This window comes from Psychrobacillus sp. Z16_25, assembly GCF_056856695.1.
Window position 1 is genome coordinate 1 of the sequence record NZ_JBXEOV010000006.1, and the last position, 12051, is coordinate 12051.

A 12051-nucleotide genomic window follows, 5' to 3' on the forward strand; every position below is an offset into this window, starting at 1 on the left:
TGGCAAAAGAAATAGGACAGCTAAGTGGGAGATCAACTGTCCCTAAAAGCCCGATTGGTTCAACTAATGATTGGTGGATGAAAGTAAACCTCCACCAATCAAAGTTTCACTTTATAGTAGAATAACTTCTTCTGTGTTAGAATTTCATCTGATATGAAATAAATAGAGAAGAAAGAATAAAGTTGAATGTACGTAAGAATAAAGTTTTGGGAGAGAAGTTAAGTCTATTTCATTTAACTTGGCCAATCTTTTTAGAAGTTTTTTTGTTTATGTTAATGGGTATTGCGGATACGTTTATGCTAAGCGCAGTTTCGGATGTGGCAGTATCAGGTGTAGGAGCAGCAAATCAATACATCCATATTGCGATCTTAGTGCTCGAGGTTGTTGGGAATGGAGCGGCAATCGTCGTATCACAATATCTTGGTTCCAAAAGATTTATAGAGGTCTCTAAAATTTCAGGTCTTGCTATTACACTAAACCTTTGTGTGGGAATTGTATTAAGTATTATCTTTGTTATATTCTCTAACTCAATGATGTCCGCTAGAGGAAATCATTGAGTTAGGTGCTTCTGTCCTTGTTTTAAGCTTTCTGTTGGAAACAGGAAGAACATTAAATATAGTAATCATAAATTCTTTGCGAGCTGCAGGAGATGCTAGTTTCCCAGTAGCAATGGGTGCATTGTCCATGGTTATGATGAGTCTACCTTTAGGCTATTTCTTTGTCTTCGTGCTGGATATGGGTCTTATAGGGATCTGGTTAGCAATAGCCGCAGATGAATGGACCCGTGGAATTATTATGTTCTTCCGGTGGAGGAGCAGAAAGTGGGAGCGATATTCATTAATTGAAAATCAGACCGAAAAAATAGGTCAAATTGAGAGCCAGACGATATAAGTCTAGGCTCTTTTTTCTATTTCCAACACTAGGGCATTATGTTTAAATTAAATCAAAGACAAGCAGGGGGTGAAGAGATGAATGAATCTCCTAATTTACCATTCATGCAGGTGTTGATGGAAGGGATTCAGGATATGGTGTTCATTGTCCAGATGGACGACGATAACCAATTTCGCTATCAATTTGTAAATAGTGCGGTTCTCTCCCATTTTCGTTCACAAGTAAATCCTATTAATAAAACCTTTCGTGAATTATTCTCTCAAGAACTTTCCGAGGAATTAGAAAGACAATATAACAAAGCCTTTAACCAAAAGGAAATAATTTCATTTCAATCTGTGATTTATGATCCAAAGGGCAAAGGGCATCAATATACAGAAACAAAATTGACTCCTATTATAGAACAAGACGGAAGCTGCAGGTATATAGTTGGAATAGCTAAGGATATTACAAAGGAAAAAAAGGCACATAAACTGTTGGAGGAAAAAAATCTTCAACAGCTTTCCTTGTATGAGAATAATCCGGATGCAATTTTTACTATAGATTTAGCTGGTTTTATTCAGAATGTAAATGAGATGGCAAGTCAGCTATCTGGTTATATGAAGAAGAATTTGCTCGGCTCTTTCTTTTTTGATTATATAGACAAAGAAAATAGAGAGGAAGCTTATTCGTGCTTTAAGGAGACCTTTCATAAACCTACCAAAAGCTTTCGATTTAACTTTTTGAACTCTAAAAATGTAAAAATCGGATCTCTTATACAATTTGTGCCTATTAAAAGCGCAAATAGAATACTTGGTTTTTTTGTAATGGTAAAAGATATGCGTGAGATGGACAAGCTGGCAGATCAATACATCGAAGTAGAGAAGAACTTTCGAGTAATAGCCGAAAATGTTCAAGAGGTAATTGTGTTAATGAACGACCAAAAGGAATGTCTATATATCTCTCCATCTAGTAAAAAAATGTTAGGTTTGACTGAAGATGAAATAAGAAATAGGTATCTCCCTATTAATGTTCACCCTCAGTATAAACAGAAGGTAGAAACTGAATTTGCAACATCTATTATGGATGGGAAGCCATATAGCATGCAGCTACAGTTGAAACATAGGGACAAAGGGTGGATTTGGACTGAATTGACAGGAACTCCTGTGTTCAATGAGCAACATATATTTCGACATATGGTCCTTGTAATCCGTGACATCACCTCTCAAAAGAAAAATGAAGATCAGTTGCAGTATTTTGCCTATCATGACTCGTTGACAGGTCTAGCAAATAGAAGATACTTGCAGGATAAATTAACGGAAATGATTGGAAGAAAGGAAAAAGAGGGAATCAATTATGCTGTCATCTTGTTAGATATCGATGACTTTAAATCTATTAATGATACATATGGGCATGAGGCTGGTGATTCTGTCATCTTAGAATTTGGGAAAAGACTTAAAGAAATTGCACCGGAACGAGGACTAGTTGCAAGACTTGGCGGCGATGAATTTATTATATGTGTTGAGCAAATGGAGAGAGCGGAGCTAGAGGATTTAGTGGAACTGATTGTGAGTTCCATCGGTGCTCCTTGGGAAATAGGTGGAGACACACATACGATCACTACGAGCATAGGCATTGCTGTAGCAGAGGAAGAAAATCTTTCGTCCACCGAGATATTAAAAATGGCAGACGAGGCTATGTACGAAGCTAAAAATGCAGGGAAAAATGTGTATCAAATTTATTATGCATAATAAATATGCTATATGGAGGCATTCCGCTCGAACGAATAGTAACAAACAAAGGGGGTGTCCTATAAGTGAAAGCTTATGGGACACCCCTTCCTTCTTTAATAGATATCGACTATGTATTATTCCTCCTGTGGCGATCGTATCAAAGTGCCACCATCCTCGTTGCGAAAGTGCCGTCTCAGAATGACTTTTCAGACGACCCCATTGTCTGTAAAGCTGTGGTTTGTTGAATTAGATCTCACTTTACTTAAAGACTTAGAGAGTCAGTTCTTCGAGAAAGAGGTTAAATCGGTGAAAGCTCTGTATCTCTAATTTGAAGCTTACTTAGCTGTTCCAAAGCTTTCTGAAGTACTGGAATATCTTGAACTAAAGCTATTCGTACATGTCCTTCACCAGCAGAACCGAATACAGTCCCAGGAACCAGAACAACACCTGCTTGTTTAATTACCTCGAAAGCAAAATCTTTATCGTTTAGAGAGTAAGGATACTTAGCCCAAACGAACATGCCCCCTTCTGAAGGTGCAACTGTCCAGCCTAAGTCTCTCAAGCCGGTCATCAGCACATGATGCCTAGCCGCAAAGGTTTCTCTTAGTTTATCGGTAATAGCCTCTGCATTATTCAATGCAACAATCCCAGCTTCTTGTATAGGAGCGTATATACCGAAATCTAGGTTAGATTTCAGCTGCTTCATAATACTGATCATTTCTGCATTCCCGGCAATATAAGCGATTCTTGCGCCTGCTAAACTAAAGCTTTTAGAAAGGGAGTTAATCTCCATCCCTACTTCCATTGCTCCCGGCGTAGAGAGAAAGCTGAAAGGGCCGTCTCCGTTAAAATAAAATTCAGAGTATGCCGCATCATGTAACACAATAATATTATATGTCTTTGCAAAGGCTACCACTTGCTCAAAAAACTCTCGATTCGGCATTGCAGGAACCGGATTTCCCGGAAGATTTAAGATCAAAAGCTTTGCTTTCAAGGCGATTTCTTCTGGGATAGCCGCTAGGTCTGGTAAATAACCATTTTCTTCAACTAGATTCATAAAATAAGGGGTGGCTCCGGCTAGCTTTATCCCAGCATCGTACGCTACATAGCCGGGGTTGGTAGTGAGAATAATGTCTCCTTCATCACAAAAGGCTATTGGAAGATGTACTAAGCCTTCCTGTGAGCCCATCGTTTGAACGATTTCTGTTTGTGGATTAAGTTCAATTTGATAGCATCGTTTATAGTAATTGGCAACTGCCTCATAAAATCTACTTGTTCCAGATAATGTGTAGCCATAGGATGTTTCTAAATAGCTCTGTTCGGAAAGCACCTTTCTTATTTCCTCTGTGGGTGGTATATCTGGACTTCCTAAGCTTAAATCATATATATCATATCCAGCAGCTTTTTTCTTGGCAGCTGCAGCTTTTAAATCTCCAAAGATAGCAGGCTCAAATCGACTCATTTTAAGGGAAGGCTTAATAATCAACCTAGTCACTCCTTTTCCAACCGAATTTTTATGTACCATATTAGCATAAAAACTATCAATTTTGTGATAAATATATTAAAGGAATAAAAAAATGACCTGCCATCTACTTTATATTGGCAGGTCATCATATTATTGGGTGGCTAGAGGGTCCTTTTTTTCAATTTTCTTCTTTGTTTCTTCTTTTAAGACTCCATCTCTCATGACAAATACTTTGTCGCAAAAGTCGATGAGTCGAGTATCATGCGTAACGACAATAGTTGTAGTTTGGTTATTTTCTGTTTCTTTTTTTAGTAGCTTCATAACCTCATATGCTCTTTCCGAATCAAGAGAGGCTGTTGGCTCATCCGCTAACAGGATGGAAGGCTTGCTGTATAATGCCTTTGCAATGGCCACTCTTTGACGCTCTCCCCCGGATAAATCAGAAGGGTACTTCTTTCTTAGCTCAGTAATTCCAAGGTTATCGTAAAGCTTTTCTAATTCGCTCTTATTCATATTCTCATTCTTCACACGATCTAAAAGCTTCATCTGGTTATCAACAGTAAGGAATGGAACCAAATTGGAGGCTTGTAGAATAAAGCCGATTTCCTTAAGCCGAATTTTCGACCGCTTCTTTTCATTTAACTGTGATAAGTTATGACCGTTTATAATGATTTCCCCCTCCGAAGGAGTTTGAAGTCCTCCTGCTATGGTGAGAAAGGTACTCTTGCCAGAACCAGAGGGCCCAATTACGGCAATGAGCTCCCCTTTATTTGCGGTAAAATGAGTCTCCTTCAATGCCTCTACTTTTTTGTGATCGGTGCCAAAGGTTTTTTGGACACCCTCTAATTTTAAAATTGCCATACTGTTAACCTCCTATCGCTTTTAAGGGATCTACTTTCACAATGGTTAATACAGAAAATACAGCTCCAAGAATTGCAACAATAACTAATACCACTCCATATAAGATCATTGTTCCGAAGTCAAAAGAAACAGGGACTTCGTTTGGAAGGAATTTTCCTGTCAAAATAGTTAAGCCAAACCCAATTGTCACTCCGATGAAGGCTAGTAAAAACGTTTGTGCTATGACAGATATGGATAGGTAAGTATTCGATATCCCTTGTGCCTTCATAACACCGAACATACTAATTTTTTGTACGGTAAGTACGTACAAAAAGATGGCAACTATAATGGAGGAAATCGCAAATAAAAAGTAAATCATAAAATTCAAAGTGAGAGACTGTTCTGTATAACCGGGAAGACTTTCGATAAAGCTTTCAATCTCGATAATTTCTAATTGCTCATTAGAGGTAGAAACAGTCGAGAAGCTTTCATCTGACACAACAATGCCATTAATCATATCCTTGTTTGCCTCAGCTCCTTCACCAAACTTAACCTTTTGCAGCGTAACTAAATCTGTATACAAAACAGGTGCAGCATTGAAACGAGAGCTGTCTGTAAAACCGACTATGGTTAATACTTCGTCCGAGGTTGCTAACTCTAATTCATCACCAATAGAAAATCCTTCATCCTTTAAGGAGTCACTTGCTATTACTTCGTTCTCCTTAGTGAACTCTTCTCCATCTGTAACGTTAGGCATAATAAATTCTTCCTTGTCTATTCCGAAAATAGCTACATTCTGTTTGGAATCCCCATTGGAGGCAATGGCGTTTATCTGCCCGAGCACAGCTAATTCATTTGCTTCTACATTAGCTGTTTCTTCTTTGGAGAAAGAGGATTGCGGGAGACTCTTATCGGATTCTTCTGTAAGAATAATAGCGGTGGCATTCCATTTATCCACGGCTTCTCGATTCAAATTTGCTAAACCGGTGGCTAGACCGGACAAGAAAAAGACTAAGTAGGCTACTAGCATTAGGACTCCAATAATTAAAATAAATCGTAACTTGTTCTTCTTGATTTCATTCCATGCTAAAAACATAAAGGCTCACATCCATATAATTTATTTAAAGCTGAATGGCAGTTTGATACAGCTCATCAGCAGTAAAAGCCACATTATTCGTATCTGTTGAAATGCTATTGATGACTTGAACAAGCTCTGTGATTTTTCCTTCTATCTCATCTATATAGGTATTATTTTCTTCTATAGAGCTGAAAATTTGATTGAATCTTTTATTTGTTTCTTTTGAGCTTTCTAGCCCGACTTCTACACTCCTCTTCATAAAAGTAATAGTGGTTCCGGCATCATTGGTTAGTTTTGTGGAATTATGAACTAAGTTGGTAATTTGACTAACAGAGCTTTTAGACTGTTCTGCTAGCTTTCTTACCTCTTGGGCTACTACAGCAAAGCCTTTTCCATGTTCACCTGCCCTAGCAGCCTCTATAGAAGCGTTTAAGGCTAATAGATTTGTTTGCTCTGCTATTTGCTTTACAAGGCTAATAATTTGAGAAATCTCCTGAGAGGATTGCTGAAGGTCGCCGATCATATCCACCATCGAATCATTGTTGGATGAAACTGCCTCCATTTGAAGCTGTAAGTGTTCAATCAACTTAGTACCGTCAGTGGCATCAGCCTGAATTCCTTTACCTCTTAAAAGATTTTGTTTAACTGTTTCTCTAATGGTAGAAGCATTTATCTCTACTTGCTTGATAGAAGTCGTTGTTTCTTCTGTAAGGCTTGCAAGGTTTTCGCATATAGCAGAGATATTGCTTTTCAGCTCTGCTTTTACTAGATCATATTGCTGCTTCCTAAGCTTTTCATTTTCCTTTTCGTATTCTTCTAATACTATTTGCATTTCAAAGTTAATGAGCTTGGAGACAGTTTGGATTGTCTTCTCCTTCAAACGAAAGCTGGTAACTTCTTTGTTAATTAAAGAAATAATTATATGTTGGATTTGGTGGAAGGTTCCCATATACCACTTAGGCTCTAGCCCAATTTTAAAATGCATTTGGGCAATCTTTCTTTTTTTCTCAATAGTTTGTTCTGTGAGATTTCCACTAAACATGTCAATCATATAGGCACCGACAGTTTGTTTTAAACGCTCAATTTTGGTTCTTTCCTCAATGATTCTTTTTAAAGAGGGGACAGCTAATACTCTTTCGTAGAAAACAGACACAATGTCGTCGATACCCTTTTCCACATATGGCTGAAACGTTTGAATGCAGTGGAAATCCTCTTTCGTTAGACCAATCAGGCTCATTTGTAATTGGAGCTCAGGATATTTGCTAAGTTCAATAACCGGCTCCTTATCATTCTTGTTTGTTTGCAGTTCGTTTTCTTCTTGCATCCATCTTCTGAATAAAAGCGACACTTTCCATTCCCCTTTTGTTAAAAAATTTATATTCTTCTTTATATTATTAGCATGGTGTAGAATTATTGTCAAATGTTTGTATAAAGTTAAAATAGATTGTTTGTATATCCTTTTAGGGAATGCAAGGTAGCGGTAAATAAAATGGTGAATATACAGCCAGGGGAGAGGGCTTGGATATCAAGGATAAAGGAAAGGAAGAGTAGTTTTACATATTGGATTAATAAGTGCTACAAGAAATATTCCTGTAAAAAGTTAAGTTATATGTAGTAGTTATACTTGAATAAGTCAGTTTTTCTTTCTATAATTGTCAAATAGTTGTATAATGTTTTGGAGAATGATTCATTTTGGAATATACACCTAGTTGGTGCTGAAAGGATGGGCATTTATGCAAGCGGGCTCAAGTGGCAATTATAATATACAGCAGGTGTCTAGCGTTACAGGCTTGTCTAAGCAGGTAATACGGAAATGGGAAGAACGCTATAATCTTGTTCATCCTAAGAGGCTGGAAAATGGTTATAGAATATATAGCGAAGAAGATATCCGAAAGCTTTTAAAGGTAAAGGCTTTGTCAGAACAGGGCTACTCACTGAAGCAAGCTGCCATGCTTGTGGAGGAGGAACCTCCTGAAAGGGACGTGCAAGCTGAAACTGTTTCTTCTAAGTTGTTGCCAGACTTTAATGACTATGTTCTTCGTCTTCTAGAAAAGGGAACTACCTGCAATGAAATAGAATTAAATTATATTCTGCAACAGGCTTATCATCGATATGGCTTAGAGGATTTTTTAGCTCAAGTAGTACAGCCATTTCTCCTCGAAGTGGGAAATAGGTGGGAAAAGGATGAATGGGATGAATACCAAGAAGCTGTATCCAGTATGGTGGTCCGAGATTATTTAGTGCAGATTAGACGCAATTTTAAATATCGAGATGATGCTCCCATAGTGATTGGTAGCTGCCTACCACATGAGGAGCATGAGGTTCCCATTCATATCCTATTGCTACAATTCATGATGAAGGGCTGGAAATCGATTCTAATTGGAGCGTCTCCTGCTCCTGGTTCTATAGAATCGATGGTAGAAAAAATCAAGCCTCAGCTTGTCCTTCTATCTGCAACTACTACTATTCCATTCGAAAGGAATCCCAAGCTGTTAGCTGGTTTGGATCAGTTTGCAGAACAGCACCCGCATATTGAATTTTATATTGGTGGGGCTGGAGCCATACAATACTTTGCTTGTAAGAATTTGAAGCATATCCGTTTGGCCAACTCTATGGAGGAAGTATTAGAGAATAGAAAGAAATATTTATGAGCTAAGGGCCGTTCTGAAAAGTCATTTTTAGAGGGACCTTTGCGACTCCTACGGGAGCAAGGTGGTAGGCAAGACAGTACGACCACACGCGTAAGCGTTGTGTGCTGGCTTGCCACGCCCCCGTGGAAAGTGTCCGACGCAGCAGATAACCTGAGTCTCCAGAATAGTTTTAGCACTTATGATAGCATCGTAAGTGCTAATTTTTATTTATCGCAACTACTTTTTATTATCTATGGCATTACATCTCTAGATCAATTGAATACTGACTTACGGAGAATGAGTAATCCGGTTATTTCCTCCTTATATGTTAAAGTAGCTATTGATACCTGCACAGTTCTTAGAGGGTTAAAAAGATAGTAGAATATTAGAAAAAATGTGGTATGATTAAATTAGTAACAGGTGCTAATAACAGGTATGAAAATAGGGGGATTCATGATGAAGGATCTTATTCAGTTAAAGGATAAAAATATAGTAGTGATGGGTGTGGCAAACGAGCGCAGCCTTGCATGGGGAGTCGCGAAATCTCTTGTAGGGGTCGGGGCAAACGTTATTTTTACATACCGTAAAGAAAGATCTCTGGGAAAAATAGAAAAGCTAGTGAAGGATCACGAGCTTGGAGATGTCTTAGTGGTTGAGTGTGATGTGAATAGTGATGAAAGCATGAAAGCTGCCTTTGAAAAAATTGGGGCAGAAGTTGGGGTCATCCACGGAGTTGTTCATTCTGTTGCCTTTGCCCATGCAGAGGATTTAAAGGGAGACTTTGTACAAACGAGCAGAGAAGGCTATGCGTTTGCTCAAGATACAAGTGCTTATTCTTTAATAGCAACAGCACGAGAGGCGGCACCGTTCATGACAGAGGGTGGCTCCATTGTTACAATGAGCTACCTTGGAGCAGAAAGAGTACTAGAAGGCTATAATGTAATGGGAGTGGCTAAAGCCGCATTAGAATCAGCGGTAAAATATTTAGCTTTTGACTTGGGTAAGCAGAATATCCGAGTGAATGCTATTTCTGCTGGTGCTGTTAGAACATTGGCTGCTAAAGGAGTTCCTTCGTTTAATACAATTCTGAAGAAGATTGAAGAAACCTCTCCATTAAAAAGAAATGTTACACAAGAAGAAGTTGGAGACATGACAGTTGGTCTGCTCGGACATTTATCACGAGGAGTCACTGGAGAAATTGTGTATGTAGATTCTGGATATCATATTATGGGTTAAAGTATTGGCTGTCCTCTATTGCTTAGAGGATGGCTTTTTCTATTTAAGAGAGCTATTTCTTGGAATTATGATAAAAAAAGTTTTAGGAGTACGGAGGAGGGTATTTGAACAACAAATGATTCTGTAGGAGGTATATATAGTGGACAAGCATGTAAATGAAAATAGCAAAAATGAACAGTTAGAGAAATTTAGAGTCGTTGATAAGGATCAGGCGATGACAACGAACCAAGGATTGAAGGTTTCAGAGGATGAATTCTCCTTGAAGGCTGGGGAGCGAGGTCCAACCTTGATGGAGGATTTTCATTTTCGTGAAAAAATGACGCACTTCGACCATGAGCGTATACCTGAGAGAATCGTTCATGCAAGAGGCTTTGCAGCTCATGGAGTATTCGAGGTTTATGAGTCGATGAAGCCATATACGAAAGCAAAGTTCTTGCAAAATCCAGGTTCTAAAACGCCAGTTTTCGTTAGATTTTCCACGGTAGCTGGATCTAGAGGCTCAGGAGAGCTGGCACGCGATGCTCGTGGCTTTGCAACAAAGTTTTACACGGAGGAAGGGAACTATGACTTAGTAGGAAATAACATACCGGTTTTCTTTATACAAGACGCTATCAAGTTTCCAGATTTAATTCATGCCCTTAAACCAGAGCCGCATAACGAAATACCACAGGCTGCATCCGCGCATGATACATTCTGGGATTTTGTGGCCAATAATCAGGAAACAGCGCATATGATTATGTGGGCGATGTCAGACCGTGCAATCCCTCGTAGCTTCCGTATGATGGAGGGCTTTGGTGTGAACACCTTCCGTTTTGTAAATGAAGAAGGAAAGTCTCACTTTGTGAAATTCCATTGGAAGCCTCTCTTAGGAACACATTCTGTTGTTTGGGATGAAGCACAGAAGATAAACGGAAAGGATCCTGACTTCCATAGACGAGATCTATATGAATCGATTGAGAATGGAGACTTTCCAGAATATGAATTAGGTGTACAGCTAATCGCAGAAGAGGACGAGTTCGCATTTGATTTCGATCTTCTAGACACTACGAAAATATGGCCGGAGGAAGACGTGCCGGTGAAAATTATTGGGAAAATGACATTAAATCGAAATGTGGACAATGTATTCGCAGAAACGGAGCAAGTAGCATTTCATCCAGGGCACGTAGTACCTGGTATTGATTTTACTAACGATCCGCTACTGCAAGGTAGATTGTTCTCTTACACAGATACACAGCTTCTCCGTCTTGGGGGCCCTAACTTCCATGAAATCCCGATTAACCGTCCGGTTTGTCCTTTCCATAACAACCAAAGAGACGGATTTAGTAGACAGACGATTAATGTAGGACGAGTAAGCTACCATAAAAACTCCCTAGCAGGGAATACGCCTACACCAGTAAGTGCTGAAGAGGGCGGTTACACACACTACCAAGAAAAAATAGATGCTCGCAAGGTAAGGGCAAGAAGCGAAAGCTTTAAAGATCATTTCTCCCAAGCGACTTTGTTCTGGAATAGTATGAGTAAGCCGGAGAAAGAGCATATCATAGAGGCATTTAGCTTCGAGCTAGGAAAGTGTAAGGAAAAGTCTATAAGAGTTCAAGTAATTGAAATGATTGCAAATATAGACTTTGATCTTGCTAGTAAGGTGGCAGAAAATTTAGGTCTTGTGGTACAAGGCACTGTTGAAAAATCCAATACGAAAACCTCTCCAGCATTAAGTCAGTTAAATACTGTGATGAAGCCAGATACTAGAAAAATAGCAGTCTTAGTAGGGGATGGATTCGATGAAGGGTTATTGGAGGTATTAGACGGACTCAAAGCAAAAGGAACAATGCCAGAGGTAGTAAGTGATCATGCTGGTACAGTTAAAGGTGTGGGTGGCTCTACACTAGAAGTTGACCATACTTTCCTTACGGCAGATTCTGTGTTGTTTGATGCTGTCTATATCGTTAGTGATAAGGGAATGACCCCGATGTTTAAGAAGCAAGCCATGCTATTCATTCAAGAGGCGTATACTCACTACAAGCCGATAGGCTCCTCCTTTAGCGGAGATCAAGTCATAACAGATCTTCATTTAGATGGACAAGTGGGTGTATTTACGAGCGAAAAAGGAATTACCTTTGTAGATACTTTTATCCAAGCGATAGCGAAGCACCGCTTCTGGGATAGAGCGGTATAGAAAGAAATAGATTGCTAAACAAAGAG

8 protein-coding genes and 1 pseudogene are annotated in these 12051 nt (G+C 39.0%); 5 read left to right on the top strand and 4 right to left on the bottom strand.

Going from position 1 to position 12051, the window contains the following annotated elements; all coding sequences use genetic code 11:
- The first annotated feature begins 182 nt into the window (after window positions 1-182).
- Both AC1VU3_RS08110 and AC1VU3_RS08115 read left to right on the top strand, forming a co-directional pair.
- Window positions 183-891, top strand: a pseudogene (locus AC1VU3_RS08110) (MATE family efflux transporter).
- 77 nt (window positions 892-968) lie between these two features.
- Window positions 969-2618, top strand: a complete 1650-nt coding sequence (locus AC1VU3_RS08115) for a diguanylate cyclase domain-containing protein (RefSeq protein ID WP_482983239.1) — start codon at window positions 969-971, stop codon at window positions 2616-2618.
- A gap of 280 nt (window positions 2619-2898) precedes the next feature.
- Here the strand turns inward: AC1VU3_RS08115 and AC1VU3_RS08120 are convergent, their stop codons facing one another.
- From AC1VU3_RS08120 to AC1VU3_RS08135, 4 genes are all read right to left on the bottom strand, one after another.
- On the bottom strand, window positions 2899-4062 hold the full coding sequence (locus AC1VU3_RS08120) for an aminotransferase class I/II-fold pyridoxal phosphate-dependent enzyme (protein WP_482983322.1): 1164 nt from the start codon (window positions 4060-4062) through the stop codon (window positions 2899-2901).
- A 153-nt stretch (window positions 4063-4215) separates the two neighbouring features.
- Window positions 4216-4926, bottom strand: coding sequence for an ABC transporter ATP-binding protein (locus AC1VU3_RS08125; RefSeq protein ID WP_482983240.1), 711 nt, complete (start codon window positions 4924-4926; stop codon window positions 4216-4218).
- A 4-nt stretch (window positions 4927-4930) separates the two neighbouring features.
- Window positions 4931-6001 (bottom strand): ABC transporter permease, encoded by a 1071-nt coding sequence (locus AC1VU3_RS08130; protein ID WP_482983241.1) that lies wholly within the window; start codon window positions 5999-6001, stop codon window positions 4931-4933.
- 25 nt (window positions 6002-6026) lie between these two features.
- Window positions 6027-7331 carry a globin-coupled sensor protein gene (locus AC1VU3_RS08135; RefSeq protein ID WP_482983242.1) on the bottom strand — a complete coding sequence of 435 codons (1305 nt, stop codon included), beginning with the start codon at window positions 7329-7331 and terminating at the stop codon, window positions 6027-6029.
- Window positions 7332-7716: 385 nt separating this feature from the next.
- Between AC1VU3_RS08135 and AC1VU3_RS08140 the strand changes: the two genes are divergently transcribed.
- The 3 genes from AC1VU3_RS08140 (at window position 7717) to AC1VU3_RS08150 (ending at window position 12025) form a co-directional block, all read left to right on the top strand.
- Window positions 7717-8634 (top strand): MerR family transcriptional regulator, encoded by a 918-nt coding sequence (locus AC1VU3_RS08140; RefSeq protein ID WP_482983243.1) that lies wholly within the window; start codon window positions 7717-7719, stop codon window positions 8632-8634.
- Window positions 8635-9069: 435 nt separating this feature from the next.
- Window positions 9070-9849, top strand: coding sequence for an enoyl-ACP reductase FabI (gene fabI, locus AC1VU3_RS08145; protein WP_480389285.1), 780 nt, complete (start codon window positions 9070-9072; stop codon window positions 9847-9849).
- A gap of 136 nt (window positions 9850-9985) precedes the next feature.
- Window positions 9986-12025 carry a catalase gene (locus AC1VU3_RS08150; RefSeq protein WP_482983323.1) on the top strand — a complete coding sequence of 680 codons (2040 nt, stop codon included), beginning with the start codon at window positions 9986-9988 and terminating at the stop codon, window positions 12023-12025.
- The last annotated feature ends 26 nt before the right edge of the window (window positions 12026-12051 follow it).

Coding starts and splice junctions, on each gene's coding strand:
- AC1VU3_RS08115 (WP_482983239.1), top strand. CDS start 969: ATGAATGAATCTCCTAATTTACCATTCATGCAGGTGTTGATGGAAGGG.
- AC1VU3_RS08120 (WP_482983322.1), bottom strand. CDS start 4,062: ATGAGTCGATTTGAGCCTGCTATCTTTGGAGATTTAAAAGCTGCAGCT.
- AC1VU3_RS08125 (WP_482983240.1), bottom strand. CDS start 4,926: ATGGCAATTTTAAAATTAGAGGGTGTCCAAAAAACCTTTGGCACCGAT.
- AC1VU3_RS08130 (WP_482983241.1), bottom strand. CDS start 6,001: ATGTTTTTAGCATGGAATGAAATCAAGAAGAACAAGTTACGATTTATT.
- AC1VU3_RS08140 (WP_482983243.1), top strand. CDS start 7,717: ATGCAAGCGGGCTCAAGTGGCAATTATAATATACAGCAGGTGTCTAGC.
- fabI (WP_480389285.1), top strand. CDS start 9,070: ATGAAGGATCTTATTCAGTTAAAGGATAAAAATATAGTAGTGATGGGT.